The organism is Streptomyces sp. NPDC088706, assembly GCF_044752765.1.
Classification (GTDB): Bacteria; Actinomycetota; Actinomycetes; order Streptomycetales; family Streptomycetaceae; genus Streptomyces.
In genome coordinates, this window is the sequence record NZ_JBIVLW010000014.1 from 1 (window position 1) to 17,286 (window position 17,286).

Annotated in this window: 16 protein-coding genes and 1 pseudogene; 10 read left to right on the forward strand and 7 right to left on the reverse strand. The window is 74.2% G+C overall.

From position 1 onward, the window contains the following. Positions 1–874, forward strand: an 874-nt coding sequence (locus ACIQAK_RS25490) for an HAD-IC family P-type ATPase (RefSeq protein WP_401849028.1), incomplete at its 5' end; no start/stop codon positions are given. A gap of 21 nt (positions 875–895) precedes the next feature. Here ACIQAK_RS25490 and ACIQAK_RS25495 read toward each other — a convergent pair. From ACIQAK_RS25495 to ACIQAK_RS25510, 4 genes are all read right to left on the reverse strand, one after another. After that, positions 896–1,771, reverse strand: a complete 876-nt coding sequence (locus tag ACIQAK_RS25495) for a biotin-dependent carboxyltransferase family protein (RefSeq protein ID WP_366391599.1) — start codon at positions 1,769–1,771, stop codon at positions 896–898. Further along, positions 1,768–2,640, reverse strand: a complete 873-nt coding sequence (locus tag ACIQAK_RS25500; RefSeq protein WP_366391598.1) for a carboxyltransferase domain-containing protein — start codon at positions 2,638–2,640, stop codon at positions 1,768–1,770. The genes ACIQAK_RS25495 and ACIQAK_RS25500 overlap by 4 nt, the downstream gene beginning before the upstream one ends. Then, entirely contained in the window at positions 2,637–3,386 is a 750-nt protein-coding gene (locus tag ACIQAK_RS25505) for a 5-oxoprolinase subunit PxpA (protein WP_366391611.1), read from the reverse strand. The genes ACIQAK_RS25500 and ACIQAK_RS25505 overlap by 4 nt, the downstream gene beginning before the upstream one ends. A gap of 126 nt (positions 3,387–3,512) precedes the next feature. Then, a complete protein-coding gene (locus ACIQAK_RS25510) occupies positions 3,513–4,232 on the reverse strand; it encodes a maleylpyruvate isomerase family mycothiol-dependent enzyme (RefSeq protein WP_366391597.1) in 720 nt (239 codons plus the stop codon). Positions 4,233–4,391: 159 nt separating this feature from the next. On the opposite strand from ACIQAK_RS25510, the gene ACIQAK_RS25515 reads away from it, so the two are divergent. The 3 genes from ACIQAK_RS25515 to ACIQAK_RS25525 all read left to right on the forward strand — a co-directional run bounded on the left by ACIQAK_RS25515 (position 4,392) and on the right by ACIQAK_RS25525 (position 7,562). Next, entirely contained in the window at positions 4,392–5,066 is a 675-nt protein-coding gene (locus ACIQAK_RS25515; protein ID WP_366391596.1) for a hypothetical protein, read from the forward strand. Positions 5,067–5,336: 270 nt separating this feature from the next. Then, the gene (locus ACIQAK_RS25520; protein ID WP_366391610.1) at positions 5,337–6,629 is read left to right on the forward strand and encodes a Cmx/CmrA family chloramphenicol efflux MFS transporter; all 1,293 of its coding nucleotides are present in this window, start codon (positions 5,337–5,339) and stop codon (positions 6,627–6,629) included. A 222-nt stretch (positions 6,630–6,851) separates the two neighbouring features. After that, a complete protein-coding gene (locus ACIQAK_RS25525; RefSeq protein ID WP_366391595.1) occupies positions 6,852–7,562 on the forward strand; it encodes an HAD family acid phosphatase in 711 nt (236 codons plus the stop codon). Positions 7,563–7,617: 55 nt separating this feature from the next. On the opposite strand, the gene ACIQAK_RS25530 is transcribed toward ACIQAK_RS25525, so the two are convergent. Together ACIQAK_RS25530 and ACIQAK_RS25535 are read right to left on the reverse strand one after the other, a co-directional pair. Continuing rightward, complete coding sequence (locus ACIQAK_RS25530; protein WP_366391594.1) at positions 7,618–7,890, reverse strand: DUF4031 domain-containing protein; 273 nt, start codon at positions 7,888–7,890, stop codon at positions 7,618–7,620. After that, positions 7,887–8,255 (reverse strand): hypothetical protein, encoded by a 369-nt coding sequence (locus ACIQAK_RS25535; RefSeq protein ID WP_366391593.1) that lies wholly within the window; start codon positions 8,253–8,255, stop codon positions 7,887–7,889. The genes ACIQAK_RS25530 and ACIQAK_RS25535 overlap by 4 nt, the downstream gene beginning before the upstream one ends. A gap of 102 nt (positions 8,256–8,357) precedes the next feature. On the opposite strand from ACIQAK_RS25535, the gene ACIQAK_RS25540 reads away from it, so the two are divergent. The 3 genes from ACIQAK_RS25540 to ACIQAK_RS25550 all read left to right on the forward strand — a co-directional run bounded on the left by ACIQAK_RS25540 (position 8,358) and on the right by ACIQAK_RS25550 (position 11,921). Next, complete coding sequence (locus tag ACIQAK_RS25540) at positions 8,358–9,275, forward strand: MurR/RpiR family transcriptional regulator (RefSeq protein WP_366391592.1); 918 nt, start codon at positions 8,358–8,360, stop codon at positions 9,273–9,275. An 89-nt stretch (positions 9,276–9,364) separates the two neighbouring features. After that, the gene (gene murQ, locus ACIQAK_RS25545; RefSeq protein WP_366391591.1) at positions 9,365–10,324 is read left to right on the forward strand and encodes an N-acetylmuramic acid 6-phosphate etherase; all 960 of its coding nucleotides are present in this window, start codon (positions 9,365–9,367) and stop codon (positions 10,322–10,324) included. Positions 10,325–10,370: 46 nt separating this feature from the next. Further along, positions 10,371–11,921 (forward strand): PTS transporter subunit EIIC, encoded by a 1,551-nt coding sequence (locus tag ACIQAK_RS25550; RefSeq protein WP_366391590.1) that lies wholly within the window; start codon positions 10,371–10,373, stop codon positions 11,919–11,921. 207 nt (positions 11,922–12,128) lie between these two features. Here ACIQAK_RS25550 and ACIQAK_RS25555 read toward each other — a convergent pair whose 3' ends face one another. Then, on the reverse strand, positions 12,129–13,769 hold the full coding sequence (locus ACIQAK_RS25555; protein WP_366391589.1) for a DHA2 family efflux MFS transporter permease subunit: 1,641 nt from the start codon (positions 13,767–13,769) through the stop codon (positions 12,129–12,131). 90 nt (positions 13,770–13,859) lie between these two features. Here ACIQAK_RS25555 and ACIQAK_RS25560 point away from each other — a divergent pair, with 90 nt between their 5' ends. The 3 genes and pseudogenes from ACIQAK_RS25560 to ACIQAK_RS25570 all read left to right on the forward strand — a co-directional run. After that, positions 13,860–14,414, forward strand: coding sequence for a MarR family transcriptional regulator (locus ACIQAK_RS25560; RefSeq protein WP_366391609.1), 555 nt, complete (start codon positions 13,860–13,862; stop codon positions 14,412–14,414). A 441-nt stretch (positions 14,415–14,855) separates the two neighbouring features. Next, positions 14,856–16,889: a PP2C family protein-serine/threonine phosphatase gene (locus tag ACIQAK_RS25565; RefSeq protein WP_366391588.1), complete on the forward strand. Its 2,034-nt coding sequence runs from the start codon at positions 14,856–14,858 to the stop codon at positions 16,887–16,889. Then, positions 16,886–17,185: pseudogene (locus ACIQAK_RS25570) on the forward strand (response regulator); the annotation flags it as partial. The gene ACIQAK_RS25565 and the pseudogene ACIQAK_RS25570, both read left to right, overlap by 4 nt. Positions 17,186–17,286 lie beyond the last annotated feature (101 nt).

Consider the following 17,286-nt stretch of genomic DNA (forward strand, 5'->3'; position numbering starts at 1 on the left):
AGGCACGGACGAGGACGACGTCCTGCGGCTGGCCGGTGCACTGGAACACTCCTCCGAGCACCCGATCGCCCAAGCCGTGGCAGCGGGCGCAACCGACCGCCTGGGAACCACCCTCCCCACCCCCGAGGACTTCGCCAACATCCCCGGACTCGGCGTCCAGGGCGTCGTCGAGGGGCACGCCGTCCTCGTCGGCCGGGAGCGGTTGCTGGGTGAGTGGGAGATCCACCTGCCGGACGGGCTGGCCCGGGCCAAGGCGGAGGCCGAGGGCGCGGGGCGTACAGCCATCACGGTCGCGTGGGACGGGGAGGCGCGGGCGGTCCTGGAGGTCGCGGACGCGGTGAAGGACACCAGCGCCGAGGCCGTCGAGCGGCTGCGCGCCCTGGGGCTCACCCCGATCCTCCTCACCGGCGACAACAGGGCCGTCGCCGAGGCGGTCGCGGCCGAGGTCGGCATTGCCCCCGATCAGGTGTACGCCGAGGTCATGCCCGAGGACAAGGTGGACGTCGTCAAGCGCCTCCAGGGGGAGGGCCGGAGCGTGGCCATGGTCGGCGACGGGGTCAACGACGCCGCCGCCCTCGCCCAGGCCGACCTGGGCCTGGCCATGGGGACGGGGACGGATGCCGCGATCGAGGCCGGTGACCTCACCCTCGTACGGGGGGACCTGCGGGTCGCCGCCGACGCCATCCGGCTCTCGCGCCGCACCCTCTCCACGATCCGGACGAACCTGTTCTGGGCCTTCGCCTACAACGTCGGGGCGTTGCCCCTGGCCGCCGCGGGGCTGCTCAATCCGATGATCGCCGGGGCCGCGATGGCGTTCTCCTCGGTGTTCGTGGTCGGCAACTCGCTGCGGCTGCGCGGCTTCAAGGGCGCGTGAGGGGCCGCTGGGAGTCGCTTCTCACGCCCGTACGAACCGCACCCGCGTTCCCGGAACCGCCTGCGCCGCCACGGCGAGGGCGGTTTCCGGTACGACACCGACGACCGGGTAACCGCCGGTCGTCGGATGGTCGTTGAGGAAGACGACGGGCCGGCCGTCCGGGGGCACCTGGATCGCCCCCAGCACCACGCCCTCGCTGGGCAGTTCGCCGTCGCGTGCCCGCTCCAGGGCCGGTCCTTCGGTGCGCAGGCCGATGCGGTTGCTGTGCGGGGAGACCCGGTAGGCCGCGGTGGTGAGCGTACGCAGCGCGGCGGCCGTGAACCACGCGTGGCGCGGGCCGAGATGGAGGGGCAGCACCAGCTCGGCGGGGGCGCCGGGCCAGGGCACGGGGCCTTCGCAGGTCGGCGGCTCCCCGGCCGGTTCGCCCAGGGGCAGCGTGTCGCCCTCGCGCAGCGGGGCCGGGCCCAGGCCGGAGAGGAGATCGGCCGAGCGGCTGCCCAGCACCGGTTCCGGCGCCAGGCCGCCCGTGAACGCCAGGTAGCCGCGCACCCCGCTCACCGCGGCGCCCACGTCCAGCACCGCGCCCGCCGGAACCCGCACGGGCGCGCCCCACGCCACGGGCCGCCCGTCGACGGTCACCCGGCTCGCCGCACCGCCGACGACGGCCACCACGGCCCGGTCGGGGCGGACGGCGCACCCGGTGACGGTGGTCTCCAGGACGGCGGCGCCCGGCCGGTTGCCCGCCAGCCGGTTGGCCAGCCGGGCGGCGGGCGCGTCCAGTGCCCCGGCCCGCCCGACGCCGAGGTGCGCCCAGCCGGGGCGGCCGGCGTCCTGGACGGTGGTGAGGGCGCCGGGTCGGACGACGTGGAGGGCGGCGGCCCCCCGCGCGGAGGTCATCCGGATGCCTCCGCACGGGACGGGGCCTGGGGCGCCTCCGCACGGGACGGGGCCTGGGGCGCCTCCGCACGGGACGGGGCCGAGGCCGCCTCCGCACGGGACGGGACCGAGGGCACCTCCGCACGGGACGGGGCCGAGGGCACCTCCGCACGGGACGGGGGCACGGGGGCCACCGGGACGAACCGCACCGCGGTCCCGGGCCCGAGCAGCGCCGCCGGCTCCCTGCCCGGGTCCCACAGGGCCCCGGGGTCCACCATCCGCCCGATGAGCTGCCAGCCGCCGGGCGAGGGGCGCGGGTATACCCCGGTGTACGGCCCGGCGAGGGCCAAGGCCCCGGCCGGAACCTTCGTTCGCGGGGTCGCACGCCGGGGCACGTGCAGGTGCTCGGGCAACCCTGTCAGATAGCCGAACCCGGGCGCGAACCCGCAGAAGGCCACCCGGAACGCGGTACGGGAGTGCAGGCCGGACACCTCGTCGGCACCGACGCCCCAGAGCGCGGCGACCTCCGACAGGTCGGGGCCGTCGTACACGACGGGGATCTCGACGGCGTCACCCACCTCGCGGTGCGGGGGCGGTACGGGCCAGGAGAGGAGATCGCGCGCGAGCCGGTCGCGGGCGGTGGGCACCCGGCCACCACTGCTTCCGCGCTCCTCGATGCCGTCGAGCAGGACGGTCCGGGCGCCGGGGACGATCTCGCGTACGCCGGGGAGTGCGCCCCGCTCGCGGCGGCGGAGGAGCTCGGCGTGGAAGGCCTCGGCGTGTTCGCCGTCGGCCAGTTCGACGAGGAGGGCGTGCGGCCCGGCGGGCAGCACCCGTACCTTTCGCGCCCCCTCCCCCGCCGCCGTACCGCCGCCGTCCCCCTGGCTCACGTGAACGCCTCCACCAGCACGCCCGCTTCCTCCAGGGCGGCCCGCACCCGGCGCGCGAGGGCCGCGGCGCCCGGGGTGTCGCCGTGGACGCAGAGCGAGCGCGCCTCGACGGGGACCCGGCTGCCGTCCGCCGCGGTGACCGCCCCGTCGAGCGCCATGCCGACACCGCGGCGTACGACGTCGTCGGCGTCGTGCACCACCGCACCCGGTTCGCCGCGGGGGACCAGGGTGCCCCGCGCGGTGTAGGCGCGGTCGGCGAAGGCCTCCTCCACGGCGGGCAGCCCGGCGGCGGCGGCGTGGGCGAGCAGGTGGGAGCCGGGCAGCCCGAGGACGGCGAGGCCGCCGCCCGCGAGCCGGACGCCCGCGACGACGGCGGCGGCCTGCTCCTCGTCGCGGACGGTCCGGTTGTAGAGGGCGCCGTGCGGTTTGACGTACGAGACGGTGGACCCGGCCGCTTCGGCGAACACCCGCAGGGCGCCGATCTGGTAGGCGATCTCGGCGGTGAGTTCGCCGGGCGGCACGTCCATCGACCGGCGCCCGAACCCGGCCAGGTCCCGGTAGGAGACCTGGGCCCCGATCCGTACGCCGCCCGCCGCCGCCGCGTCGCAGACCCGCCGCATGACCGAGGCATCGCCCGCGTGGAAGCCGCACGCCACGTTGGCGCTGGTGACGCAGGCGAGGAGCGCCTCGTCGTCGGTCAGGGTCCAGCGGCCGAAGCCCTCGCCGAGGTCCGCGTTCAGATCCATCTTCACGCGTGCACGCTATTGACTGCGCCCCGGGGCGACAAGGGCGGTCCGAGGGACGGAAGGCCCGGCCCGGCGCTCGCGACACCACCTGCCGCCTCTCAGGTCCAGCCCTCGGCCGTCCAGCCCTCAGCCGTCCAGCTTCGGTGGCTGGTCGAAGAGACGCAGCTCGTCCTCCCGTACGCCGTGGAGTTCGTACCGGGTGCCCACCAGAGGCCGGCCGGCGTACAGCCGGATCAGGGTGGGCCCGTCGCCCTGGTACCGGCCCGCCGGCCGCCCCTCGGGTGAGGGGACGCCGATCGGGCGCGGCGCCTTCCAGCCGGGCGGCCCCTCCCCCGCCACCCCGGCGACGATCCGCGGCAGCTCCTTCCGGTACGCCACACCCTCCAGCAGGCCCAGGGCGTACCCCAGCCCGCGCCCGGCGTACGCCCCGTCGAGACCCCATGCCTCGCGTACGTCACCGGCGTGCACCCATTCGCCGAGCGCGACCCCGTCCAGCTTCCCGCCCCCGGCGGCGATCACCGGACCGGCCTCGGTCATCCCGCGCTCCAGCTCGTCCAGGAGCGCGGCCAGGGGCAGACCGGCCCGCTCCGCGATGTCCCGCTCGTTGGACTCGGGCGAGAACACCCCCTTCTCCAGCCGGTCCTCGACCACCCTGGTCAGCGCGGCGGCACAGTGCGCGAGGACATGGCGGACGGTCCAGCCGGGGCACGCGGTGCGCAGCGCGTAGGCGGGCTCGGGCGTGGCGCGCAGCAAGGGGAGGAACACATCGCGCTCGGTCCGCAGGAGCAGACCGGGGAGTTCGGGATCGCGTACGGGGGCGGCGGGGGCGGAGGCCGTGGTGGTCATGGCTCCAGCCAACCGCAGGGAGGGTGGCGGCCGAGGCCCGATGCCCGAATCCGTACGGGATATGGCGCAGACCCCCGAGGCCGGACCGGGCCGAGCGGGAGGGGGCGCCCCGCGACCCGGGCTACGGGGCCCGAGGCGCCCGGCCTCTAAGGTCGCCCCATGACCGACAGTCCGCGCCCCCGCGACATCCGCGCCCTGCCCGACCGCTGGCGGGACACGCTCCTCGCCGCCCGTTCCGGAGCGTCCGGCCCCGACCCCCTGCCGTACGCCGAGAACCTCCTCGCCCGCTGGGCCGAGCCGCAGCGGCGCTACCACACCACCGCCCATCTGACGGCGGTGCTGGACCGGATCGACACCCTCGCCGGGTACGCCGTCGATGTGCACGCGGTGCGCCTGGCCGCGTGGTTCCACGACGCGGTCTACCGCCCCGACCGCACGGAGAACGAGGAGCGCAGCGCCGCCCTCGCCGAGCGGGCGCTGCCCGAGGCGGGGGTGGCGGAGGCGGTGACGGCGGAGGTCGCCCGGCTGGTCCGGCTCACCGTGACGCACGACCCGGCCGAGGGGGACCGCAACGGCGAGGTGCTGTGCGACGCGGACCTGGCGGTCCTGGCGGGCAGCCCGCAGGAGTACGCGGCCTATGCGGCGCAGGTACGGGAGGAGTACGGGTTCGTCCCCGACGAGGCGTTCCGGGCCGGCCGGGCGGCGGTGCTGCGGCAGCTCCTGGCGCTGCCGAGGCTGTTCCGTACGCCGCACGGGGCCGCCGAGTGGGAGGCGCGCGCCCGGCACAACCTGGCGACGGAACTGGAGCTGCTGGGGTCGTCCGACCCACGGTGACCGGGTGACCGGGCGGCAGGGTGACCGGGGCCCCGTGACCCGGTGGCAGGGGTCCGGGCGATCGGGCGGGGGGGCGGAGGGTGGTCGGGGCCCCCCGTGACCCGGTGGCAGGTGAAGGGCCGAGCGGGCGAGGGGGCGAGGGGCAAGGGGATGGCGGGTGGGCCGGCGCGGGCTGCGGGCTGCCGGCTGCCGGCTGCCGGGGGAATGCGGGCACGTTCTCCGGTGTTCCGAGGTGTCATGCCCGACTCCACCTCACGCCGCCGCACGCCCATGCCGCTGGCCGTATATGTCCTCGGCCTCTCGGTCTTCGCTCTCGGCACCAGTGAGTTCATGCTGTCGGGCCTGCTGCCGCCGATCGCCGACGACATGAACGTCTCGATCCCGCAGGCCGGACTCCTCATATCCGCCTTCGCCATCGGCATGGTGGTCGGCGCCCCGCTGCTCGCCGTTGCCACGCTGCGGCTGCCGCGCCGCACGACCCTGATCGCGCTGATCTCGGTCTTCGGCCTCGGGCAGGTCGCGGGCGCGCTGGCTCCGACGTACGAGGTGCTCTTCGCCTCCCGCGTGGTGAGCGCGCTCGCCTGCGCGGGTTTCTGGGCGGTCGGGGCGGCAGTGGCCATCGCCATGGTCCCGGTGAACGCGCGCGCCCGGGCGATGGCCGTGATGATCGGCGGGCTGTCGATCGCCAACGTGTTGGGCGTGCCGATGGGCGCCTTCCTCGGCGAGCACTTCGGCTGGCGGTCGGCGTTCTGGGCGGTGGGCGTGGCGTCGGCGGTGGCGCTGCTCGGGGTCGTCACGCGCATCCCGCACATCCCGCTGCCGGAGCGGAAGCCGGAGCTCAGGCGGGAGCTGGCGATCTACCGCGACCGGCAGGTCCGGCTGGCGATCGTGATCACCGCGCTCGCGGCGGGCGGGGTGTTCTGCGCCTTCAGCTATCTGGCGCCGCTGCTGACGGACGTGGCGGGTCTGGACTCGGGCTGGGTGCCGTGGATTCTGGGTCTGTTCGGGATCGGCGCGCTGATCGGCACGATGATCGGCGGCCGGGTCGCGGACGCGCACCTGTTCGGGGTGCTGCTGGGCGGCATCACGGCGTCCACGGTGTTCCTGGCGGCGCTGGCCCTGTTCGCCTCCAGCCAGGTCGCGGTCGTCGTGCTGGCGTTCCTGCTGGGCCTGTCCGCCTTCTTCACGGCCCCGGCGCTCAACGCCCGGATGTTCAACGTGGCGGGTGCCGCCCCGACGCTGGCCGGTGCCACGACGACGGCCGCGTTCAACCTGGGCAACACGAGCGGACCCTGGCTGGGCGGCACGGTGATCGACGCGGACTTCGGTTTCGCGGCGACGGCCTGGGCGGGCGCGGCGATGACGGTCCTGGCCCTGGCGGCCGTGGCGGTGTCGCTGCGACTGCAGCGCGGCGGTGGCGGGGGCTGCCGGGCCCGGTCGCGGCTGATCGCCAAGAGCACGGCCACCGGCACGGGGAGTGCGGCGAACCCGGGCCGTGCGGTGCGACCGGGATCCACGGGATCGGCGGCACGGGCGGATTCCGCGGTGTCGCCGAGCGCGTGACCCGGCACATCCGGCCAACACACCCGCCTTTCCGGCCACCCGCCCGGTCTTCCGGCCACCTGCCCGGCCGATTCCCACCGAGCGGACGAACGGCAGCCGAAAAAGCCGCTACCGACCAGTAGTCGCACGGCCACCCGCACGTCATTATTGAGCGCGAGCATGACAACCCGTCGCCCGAACGCGGCGTACGGGCCATTGGCAGGTTCCCCACCAGGAGTCCCCATGCATGCAGGCGCCACCATCCAGCGCACGGCTGCGGCACTGGCCGCGGCCTTCGCCCTCGTCGCGGTCCCCGTCACCTCGGCCGACGCGACGGAGACGGCCCCCGCCCGTACGAACGCACCGGCCACCGCCACCCCGGCCGTACCCGCCACCCCGCCCACCGCCACCCCGGCCGTACCCGCCACCCCGGCCGCTGCGGACGCCCTCGCCGCGCGAGTCGACTACAACGTCTGGCGGCAGGAGGTCGCGGCCGTCGTCGGCGAGGCGCGCCCCTGGATCGAGTCCCGTACGGGGAGCGCGGGCGGCGAGAAGCAGGCCATCGTCCTCGACATCGACAACACCGCGCTGGAGACGCACTTCCACCCGTTCTGGGAGCTGCCCACCCCCGCTGTCCGGGACGTCCGCGACCTGGCCCGCTACGCCGACACCCGCGGCGTGGCCGTCTTCTTCGTCACCGCCCGGCCGGGCATCATCCACTCGCTCACGGACTGGAACCTGAAGAAGGCCGGCTACCCGGTCGACGGGCTGTACGTGCGGAGCCTGCCCGACCTCTTCGAGGAGGTCAGCGCCTACAAGACCGAGCAGCGGGCTGAGATCGAGGCGAAGGGCTACAAGATCATCGCCAACATCGGCAACAACACCACCGACATCGTCGGCGGCCACGCCGAACGCAGCTTCAAGCTCCCCGACTACGACGGCGCACTCTCCTAGGCCGGGGCGGGCGGCCCGCTTCCCGGCGGCCGCCCAATACCCGGCCCCCCTCGGCCTACCCCGGCGCCGCCCGCCCCTTGGGCCGCCGCAGCCCGGCGGCGGTGAGCCGCCGCACCAGCTCCTTCGAGCCGACCTCCCGCGCACCTGCCCGTACGGCGTCCACGTAGTGCGCCTCCGGTACGTCGTAGTGGTCGCGCTCGAAGGCGCGTGGCGGGCAGCCGATCCCGGCCGCGAAGGCGTGCAGCTCCTCGAACGACACGTCACTGACCAGGTGCGACCAGAGGCGGCCGTGTCCGGGCCAGGTGGGCGGGTCGATGTAGAGGGTCACCGCCGCAGTACCTCGCCGAGCGCCCCCACCGGCGCGACGGCCACCGCCACCTTGACGCACACCCAGTGCGGGTCGGGCCCGAGCTCCGGCTCGACGTCCAGCGCGTGCGGCTCGCCCTCGGCGCAGGCGGGGCACAGCGGCCACCGCCCGTACTTCTCCAGCAGGGCGTCCTGCACGTCCTGGGCGACCAGCCCGGCGACGAACTCCGCACCCTCGGGCCACTGCTCGACCCACCACCGGCGGTGGGTCACGGCATCCTCGACGAGCGAGACGACTTCCGCCTCGGCCACGTCGCCCGCGACGAGATCGGCCATGACCAGCGCGCGGGCGGTGTGCAGTGCCCGCTCCAGGGGGTTCAGCTCCATGCCCCCATTGTGCGCCCGGCAGGGAAGGGCACTTCCCGAGGCAGGGACCACGGGGCGGCGAGGGGGTTGACGGGCTCCCAGGGTTGAAAATATCTTTCAGATGTGACCCAAGACGTGAAGGAAATTTTCAGCGGCGACTCCCCGCCCGCCCCCGCGGCCCTCGCCGCGAAGGTGCGCACGCTCGCGCCCTCCATGACCCGCTCCATGCAGCTGGTGGCCGAAGCCGTCGCCGGCGACCCGGCCGGGTGTGCCGCCCTCACCGTCACCGGTCTCGCCGAGCGCACCGGCACCAGTGAGGCCACCGTCGTCCGCACCGCCCGCCTGCTCGGCTACCCCGGCTACCGGGACCTGCGCCTCGCGCTGGCCGGGCTCGCCGCGCACCAGGAGTCGGGACGGTCGCCCGCCGTCACGGCGGACATCGCGGTGGACGACCCGATCGCCGAGGTGGTCGCCAAGCTCGCCTTCGACGAGCAGCAGACCCTCGCGGACACCGCCGCCGGGCTGGACACCGTGCAGCTGGGCGCCGCCGTGGCCGCCGCGTCGACCGCCCGCCGCATCGACGTCTACGGTGTGGGGGCCTCCTCCCTCGTCGGGCAGGACCTGGCGCAGAAGCTGCTCCGGATCGGTCTGATAGCCCACGCCCACACCGACCCGCACCTCGCGGTGACCAACGCCGTGCAGCTGCGTTCGGGCGATGTGGCCATAGCGATCACGCACTCGGGCTCGACCGGTGACGTCATCGAGCCGCTGCGGGTCGCCTTCGACCGGGGGGCGACGACGGTCGCCATCACCGGGCGGCCCGACGGGCCCGTATCGCAGTACGCCGACCATGTGCTCACCACGTCCACCGCGCGCGAGAGCGAGCTGCGCCCCGCCGCCATGTCGAGCCGGACGAGCCAGCTCCTGGTCGTGGACTGCCTGTTCATAGGCGTGGCCCAGCGCACGTACGAGACGGCCGCGCCCGCCCTCGCCGCCTCCTACGAAGCACTAGCCCACCGCCACAGCCCGCGCGCCCGCTGACCTCCCCGGCCCCGGAACGGGCCGCGCACCACCCGAACCGCCCGCACCACCCGTACGCGTACGAGACCGAGAAAGCAGAGCCGCCCTCCATGACCTCCACCACCGACACTCCCGCCTCCCCCGAGGGCTACGGCGAGCTCCGCGCCCAGCTGGCCACGCTCACCACCGAGGCCTTCCGCCCCGAGTTCGCCGAGATCGACCGGCTGGCCACGGCGGAGATCGCGCGGATCATGAACGGCGAGGACGCCACCGTCCCCGCCGCCGTCGCCGAGCGGCTGCCGCAGATCAGCGCCGCGATCGACGCCGCCGCCGAGCGCATGGCCCGCGGCGGCCGGCTGATCTACGCGGGCGCGGGCACGGCGGGACGCCTCGGGGTGCTGGACGCGAGCGAGTGCCCGCCCACCTTCAACACCGACCCTTCCGAGGTCGTCGGCCTGATCGCGGGCGGCCCGACCGCCATGGTGAAGGCGGTCGAGGGGGCCGAGGACAGCAAGGAGCTGGCCGCCGCCGACCTGGACGCGCTGAAGGTGAGCGCCGACGACACGGTGGTCGGGATCTCCGCCTCCGGCCGCACGCCGTACGCGATCGGCGCCGTCGAACACGCCCGCGCACAGGGCGCGCTGACCGTCGGGCTCTCCTGCAACGCGGGCTCGGCGCTCGCCGCCGCCGCCGAACACGGCCTGGAGGTCGTCACCGGCCCCGAGCTGCTCACCGGCTCGACCCGGCTGAAGGCGGGCACGGCCCAGAAGCTCGTCCTCAACATGATCTCGACGATCACCATGATCCGGCTCGGCAAGACGTACGGGAATCTCATGGTCGACGTCCGCGCCTCCAACGAGAAGCTGCGGGCCCGCTCCCGGCACATCGTCTCCCTCGCCACCGGCGCCTCCGACGCCGAGATCGAGGCCGCGCTCGCCGCCACCGACGGCGAGGTCAAGAACGCGATCCTGGTCGTCCTCGGCCAGGTCGACGCCCCCACCGCCGCCCGGCTCCTGACCGGGTCGGAGGGCCACCTCCGCGCCGCCCTCGCGGCCGTACGCACCACCTGACCCACCCCCGGGCCCCCACGCCCCGCACAGCAAGGCACCGAGCACCATGGCCACAGAAGACAAGAACCGCGCCACCGCCGCCGCGATCCTTCCGCTCGTCGGTGGCGCCGCGAACATCAGCTCCGTCGCCCACTGCATGACCCGGCTCCGCCTGGGTCTGCGCGACCGGTCCCTCGTCGACGACGAGGCGCTGAGGGCGGTGCCCGCCGTGATGGGCGTGGTCGAGGACGACACGTACCAGATCGTGCTGGGTCCGGGCACCGTCGCGCGGGTCACGCCGGAGTTCGAGCAGCTGGTCGAGGAAGGCCGCGTGGCCACCCCCGAACCGGGAACGGCCTCCGTCTCCGCCGAGGAGCCGGCGGCGCAGGGCGCGGCGATCAAGGCACAGCGGAAGACGAAGAACGCCACCCCCTTCAAGCTGTTCCTGCGCAGGATCGCCGACATCTTCGTGCCGCTGATCCCGGCCCTCATCGGCTGCGGGATCATCGCGGGCCTCAACGGGCTGCTGGTGAACCTGGGGTGGCTGCCCGCCGTGACGCCGGCCCTGGCGGCGATGGCGTCCGGCTTCCTGGCGCTGATCGCGGTGTTCGTGGGCTACAACACGGCGAAGGAGTTCGGCGGTACGCCGATCCTGGGCGGTGCGGTGGCGGCGATCATCGTCTTCCCGGGCGTGGCGAACATCGACGCCTTCGGCCAGACGCTCTCACCCGGCCAGGGCGGTGTGCTCGGCGCGCTGGGGGCCGCGGTGCTGGCGGTGTACGTGGAGAAGTGGTGCCGGCGCTGGGTGCCGGAGGCGCTGGACGTCCTGGTCACCCCGACGCTGACGGTGCTGGTCTCCGGCCTGGTGACCGTCTTCGGCCTGATGTACGTGGCGGGCGAGGTGTCCTCGGCGATCGGTACGTTCGCCGACTGGCTGCTCTCCAACGGCGGCGCGGGCGCGGGCTTCGTCCTGGGCGGCCTGTTCCTCCCCCTGGTCATGCTGGGCCTGCACCAGGCGCTGATCCCGATCCACACCACGCTGATCGAGCAGCAGGGCTACACGGTCCTGCTTCCGATCCTCGCCATGGCCGGGGCGGGCCAGGTCGGCGCGGCCATGGCCGTCTACGTCCGCCTCCCCCGCAACGAGTCGATCCGCCGCACCATCAGGTCCGCGCTCCCGGCGGGCCTGCTGGGCGTCGGCGAGCCCCTGATCTACGGTGTGTCGCTCCCCCTGGGCCGCCCCTTCGTCACGGCGTGCGTGGGCGGCGCGTTCGGCGGCGGCTTCGTCGGCCTGTTCAACCAGCTCGGCGACACGGTCGGCTCGACCGCCATCGGCCCCTCCGGCTGGGCACTGTTCCCTCTCCTGGACGGCAACCACGGCCTGGGCTCGACGATCGCCGTCTACGCGGGCGGCCTGCTCGTCGGGTACGTGGCCGGGTTCGTCGCCACGTACGCCTTCGGCTTCAGCAAGGACCTGCTGACCGAGTTCAACGTCTCCCAGGACCCGGCCCCGTCGACGGTGGCGGCGACGGGGGGCCCGCATTCCGCAACAGCCCCGGACGCGCCCGGCGGCCCCACGGACCCCGGCTCCCCGGAGAAGGCACCGGCGCGGGTCTGACGGCCCGAGGCGGGGCGGCCCGGGCCGGGCACCCCGGCCGGGACCCTGCTGACCGACGTCGGGGTCGGCCCCCGGGTGATCTGACCGAACCCGGGACGGCTTCCTTCCTCTTCATGGGGGTCGCGGGCGGGCTGGTCTCGCACACCTTCAACATCACGGAGGTGACGCGCCCCGACGTCCCTTAGGCCAGGAGGCGGCGGCCGGCCCTCAGTGCAGCGCGGGTTCCGCTCCCCGCGCGGGGCCCGAAGCGTCCCCGTCCGCCACCGGACCGGACGGGATGAGGAACGACGCGATCAGCCCCAGCAGGACGAAGCCGGCGGCCACGTATCCCCCGAGGACGACTCCGTCCGTCATCGCCGCGCGGGCCGCGTCCGCGACGAAGGCCGTCTGCGGGTTGGCGGCCAGGGGACCGATCGCGGCTCCCGCGCTGTCGGTGACGGCCCCGGTGAGCCGGTCCGCCTCGCCCGCGGGCACGCCGCCACCGGTGAGCCGGTCGTTCAGCCGGGTGCTGAGCGTGGTGAAGAACACCGTGGTCAGGGCGGCGATGCCGAGAGCGGAGCCGAGCTGGCGGAAGGCGCTCTGGACCCCGGACGCCTGCCCGGAGCTGGCTTCGGGGATGTCGTCGAGGACGACATTGGTGACCTGCGCGGTGGCGAAGCCGACGCCGATCCCGTACAGGAAGAGGACCAGGGAGACCGACCACCAGGAGCTGTCCGGGGCGGCGATCAGCCCGATCCCGGCCAGTCCCACCACCTCCAGCGCGAGTCCCACGCGCAGCTGGCCGAGCGGGGCGACCTTGGCGGCCATGCCGAAGCCGGCGCCACTGGCGACGAAGGAGCCGATGGCCACGGGTACGAGGGCCAGGCCGGCCTGGAGGGCGCTGTAGCCGAGGGTGAACTGCAGCCACAGGGGCAGGATCGCGACGACGCCGAACTCGCCGATGCCGATGATGAGCGTGGCGATGTTGCCGCTGCGGAACGACGCGATGGAGAACAGGTTCACGTCCATCAGGACCCGCTCCGCGTCACCCTGACGGCCGAGCACGATCTGCCGCCGTACGAACGCGGCGAGGCTGACCGCCGAGAGGACCAGTGCCACCAGGACCGGTGAGGGGCCGGCTGACCAGGTGAGGCCGAGTACCTCCAGCGGGTGCACGGTGGTGATCCAGCCGTAGCTGCGCCCCTCGACCAGGCCGAAGGCCAGCAGCCCGAGAGCCGCGACGGAGAGCAGCGCTCCGGGGACGTCGATACGGCCGCGCGTCCGGGGCGAGGGCGCCATGTACAGCAGCACACCGGCCCCGACCAGCACGGAGAGCGGCACGTTGATGCCGAAGGCCCAGCGCCAGGAGACGTGCTCGGCGAGCCAGCCGCCCAGCAGCGGACCGAGTGCGGCGGCTGCCCCGATGGTCGAGCCCCACACGGCGAACGCCTGGCCGCGCGCCTTGCCGGTGAAGGTCGCCTTCAGCAGGGAGAGCGAGGTCGGCAGCAGCATCGCCGCTCCGGCGCCCTGGAGGAAGCGGGCCAGGATCAGCAGCCCGCTGTCGGGTGCGAGACCGGCCAGCACGCTGGTCGCACCGAAGACGACGACACCGCCGAGGAAGATCCGGCGGGCCCCGAAGATGTCGGCCAGACGGCCGGTGAGCAGGAGCAGCGCCGCGAAGACGATCGCGTACGACTCCTGGATCCACTGCGCCTGGGCGGAAGTGGCGTCCAGGTCCTCGATGACCGCGGGGACGATCACGTTCACGATCGTGGTGTCCACCACGATCAGTGCCACCCCCAACGCGATCGCGATCAGACCCAGCCATCGGCGGGTGGCGGACGGTTCACGCACAACAAGTCCTTCCATCGTGGAATAGTTCCACGATGAAAGTAAGCTGAGGGCGATAGGTTGTCAAAGGCACGGGGTGCCGGACGGGAATCCGCAGGAAGGGTGGCGTTGGCGTTGGCCGAGGAGGAATCAGCGCACGGCGGTGCGGCCGGGCAGCGGGAACGGCTGATCGAAGGCCTTCGGGCCTACGGCGGCCAGTTCACCGAGCTGAGCCGCCTCTTCGCCGACTGGCTGGGCCTGCACTCCACGGACGCGGTGGCGCTGCTGGAGGTCGCCGCGGCGGAGGAGCGGGGCACCCCGCTGTCACCGGCCCGTCTCAGCGAGCGCATCCTGCTCTCCCCGAGCGCGACGACCGCCCTGCTCAACCGCCTGGAACAGGCCGGACACGTCATCCGCAGCCGGGAACACACCGACCGGCGCGTCATCACCCTGCGCAGCAGCGCGTACGTCCAGGAGTGCGCGGACGAGTTCTTCCGCCCGCTGGGCGTCCGCCTGGACGCCGTCATGGCGGGGCATCCACCCGAGCTCCTGGCCGGCTTCGAGACACTGCTCGCCGAGCTGAGCACCAGCATGGACGCGTACATCGCCGAGCGGAGCGGGGGGAGCCGGGAGGGGGCGCGGGAGGAGGCGCAAGGCCCGGGAGCGGGGGGCTCTGCGGGCTGACGGCGGGCCGCTCGACCGTACGGTGGAGCCGCGCGCCTGAGGAACGGCAGACCCCGGGAACTCCCCGGTCGAAAGCGTCACGCCGAACGGCGACGGCACGGCCAGTTCACGCCATGTCTGCGGCAGGTAGTCCCACGCGCGCGCCCGGTGCGTGGCCGTTCCCGACGAACGCTGCGGTCATCGCGGGTCCCTTCTTCCGTGGCCTTGGCGAACGGGCCAGATCGCAGATCTCGCGGGCCGCAGGCCGCTTTTCCCAGGGTCCCACGAACGAGTGGCCGCGCACAGGACAGCCCGCTCATCAGCGCCTGTTTCCGCACGTCCCCTTTCCGCACGTCCCCGTGATCCCTCCCACGGCATGCATCGCGGCCTGCCGGTCATACTGGCCGGGTACCGGACACGAGTCCGAGTACGGCGGGCGAGAGGGAACCGGAGGGCGGGGACATGGGCGACGACACCTGGTCCGGTGCGCTGCACCGGCTCTGGCAGGCCGCCACGCGGGCCGAGGACGTCGCGGCGCTCGCGGACGACGTCTACGCGCCGCTCCTCGCCACCCCGGGAGTCCACCTCGTGGTGGGTACCCGCTGGGACGAGAGACAGGTGCTGCGGTACGTGCGCGCCCTGAGCGCCGGGAGCGACACCCCGGTGACCGTCGCCACCACGCGGCCCATGCCGGGGGCGGCCGTACGGGAGCCGGGGGCCGGGCCCGTGGTGACCCGGTCCGCCGTGGACGGGCTCGACGATGCCGCGTGGCCGGAGGCGGAGTTCCTGCGGCGGACACCGGGAGCCTCCGTCGTGGCCTGCACCTTCCGGCTGGACCAGCGGGGCTGGGCGGCGCTGGCACTCGCCGTGGACGCCTCGGCGGACCTGCCGGCCGTCGAGAGCCGGCTGACCCAGACCGTCGACGTCATCGTCGCCTGCCACACCGGCATCCTCCAGCGCGGCCGTGAGGCCCGCCGGGGTGCGGACGACGCGCTGCTCGCCGAGGCCTCCCTCCAGATGGACTCGTCGCTGGACGTGGAGGACACCCTGCGGCGGGTGGCCCGGATCGCCGTTCCGGCCGTCGCCGACGGGGCTCTGGTCCATCTGCTGCGCAGCGAGGGCCCGGAGTTCGTCGCCGCCACGCACGTCGCCGTACGGCAGCAGCGCGCGCTGGAGGCGGTCGGCCGCGACGACCCGTGGCTGGCGGCGCTGCTCGCGCGCCGGGGCGAGGACGAGGACACGGTGTTCCTCAGCGGCGCCGCACTCAACGGCTCGCCCTTCGCCGAGGCGGCGGACCCGGCCGAGGCGGCGGACCCGGCCGAGGCGGCCGAGGCGGCGGACCCGGCTGAAGCGGCCGACGCAGCCGACGCAGCCCGCGCCCCCGGACCCACCGGACCCATCCAAACCGGGAGACCCACCGGACCCACCGGACCCATCCACATCGGGGGCCCCACCGGACCCACCGGACCCACCCAAACCGGGGGCCCCGCCGGCCACGCCGGCCCCACCAGCCCCGCCGGTGCGAACCCGGCCGGGGGCGGTCGCCGCTCCACCGTCGTGAGCATCAGCACCCTCCGGGCCCGGGGCCGCGTGGTCGGCTCCATCACCTTCGTCTACCAGCGGCCCCCGGCCCGGCTGCCGGACAGCGCCTTCCTCCGCAGCCTCGCCACCCGGGCCGCCCTCGCCATCGACAACGCCCTGCTCTACGAGCTCCGCCGCAACGCCGTCCTCTCGCTCCAGGAGCACCTGCTCCCCTCACAGTTCCCGGTCACCGACCAGTGGGACCTGTCCGCGAGCTACGAGGTCGGCGACCCCATGCTCGACGTGGGCGGCGACTTCTACGACGCCGTCCCCCGGCCCGACGGCAGCATCGCCCTGCTGATCGGCGACGTCTGCGGGCGCGGCGCGGAGGCGGCGGCCCTGACCGGCCTGGCCCGCCACACCCTGCGCACCCTGCTGGAGGAGGGCACCGACCCGGGCACCGCCCTCAGCCGGCTCAACCGGGCGCTGCGCCAGGAGCGGGCGAGCCGCTTCCTCACCGCGGTCGTGGTGACCCTGACACCCCAGGCCGACGGCACGGCGCTGCTCAGCACGTGCAGCGCGGGACACCCCTCGCCCCTGGTGCTCCGCAGCGACGGCACGGTCTCCGAGGTGCTCACCGGCGGACTCCTCCTCGGGGTCCTGGACGACGTCTCCTACGAGAGCCACGAGGAACGCATCGCCCCGGACGACACCCTGGTGCTCTTCACCGACGGGCTCACCGAGTCACGGGAGGCGGGCGGCACCTTCTTCGAGAGCGTCCTGCCCGGGCGGCTCGCCGCTCTGCGCGGGTTCGACGCCGCGCACATCGCGGAGAGCCTGGCCCGGCAGGCCAAGCTGTTCCGTGCCTCAGGGCAGGACGACATCGCCCTGCTCGTGGCCCGCTGGACCGGTGTTCCGCCCGGCGCGGACCTGCCTCCCCACCACCTCCAGCTCGAACAGGCGGCCCTGGGATGAACAGCGACGGACTGATCCTCGTCGTGGAGGACTCGGAGGAGGACACCGAGGCCATCCAGCGCGCCCTGTCCCGCTCCCACCCCTCCCTGCACGTGGAATTCGCCCCGCGCGGCGACACCGTGGTCCCCCGCCTCCTCGACCCGCACGCCCCCACCCCGGACCTGGTGCTGCTCGACCTCAACATGCCGGGCGTCAACGGCCTGACGCTCCTGTCCGACCTGCGCGCGCACGCGGAGTGCGCCTCCCTGACCGTGGTGGTCTTCACCTCGTCCACCTCATCGGCGGAGGAGGACGCGTGCTATGCGGCGGGCGCGGACAGCTACATCTACAAGCCCGTCAACTTCGAGCTGTTCCAGACCGTTCTGCGGGGTGCGGTCGACTTCTGGTCGCGCAGGCG

Coding starts and splice junctions, on each gene's coding strand:
- ACIQAK_RS25515 (WP_366391596.1), top strand. CDS start 4,392: ATGACCGACAGTCCGCGCCCCCGCGACATCCGCGCCCTGCCCGACCGC.
- ACIQAK_RS25505 (WP_366391611.1), bottom strand. CDS start 3,386: ATGGATCTGAACGCGGACCTCGGCGAGGGCTTCGGCCGCTGGACCCTG.
- ACIQAK_RS25495 (WP_366391599.1), bottom strand. CDS start 1,771: ATGACCTCCGCGCGGGGGGCCGCCGCCCTCCACGTCGTCCGACCCGGC.
- murQ (WP_366391591.1), top strand. CDS start 9,365: ATGACCTCCACCACCGACACTCCCGCCTCCCCCGAGGGCTACGGCGAG.
- ACIQAK_RS25550 (WP_366391590.1), top strand. CDS start 10,371: ATGGCCACAGAAGACAAGAACCGCGCCACCGCCGCCGCGATCCTTCCG.
- ACIQAK_RS25525 (WP_366391595.1), top strand. CDS start 6,852: ATGCATGCAGGCGCCACCATCCAGCGCACGGCTGCGGCACTGGCCGCG.
- ACIQAK_RS25535 (WP_366391593.1), bottom strand. CDS start 8,255: ATGGAGCTGAACCCCCTGGAGCGGGCACTGCACACCGCCCGCGCGCTG.
- ACIQAK_RS25520 (WP_366391610.1), top strand. CDS start 5,337: ATGCCGCTGGCCGTATATGTCCTCGGCCTCTCGGTCTTCGCTCTCGGC.
- ACIQAK_RS25510 (WP_366391597.1), bottom strand. CDS start 4,232: ATGACCACCACGGCCTCCGCCCCCGCCGCCCCCGTACGCGATCCCGAA.
- ACIQAK_RS25565 (WP_366391588.1), top strand. CDS start 14,856: ATGGGCGACGACACCTGGTCCGGTGCGCTGCACCGGCTCTGGCAGGCC.
- ACIQAK_RS25555 (WP_366391589.1), bottom strand. CDS start 13,769: ATGGAAGGACTTGTTGTGCGTGAACCGTCCGCCACCCGCCGATGGCTG.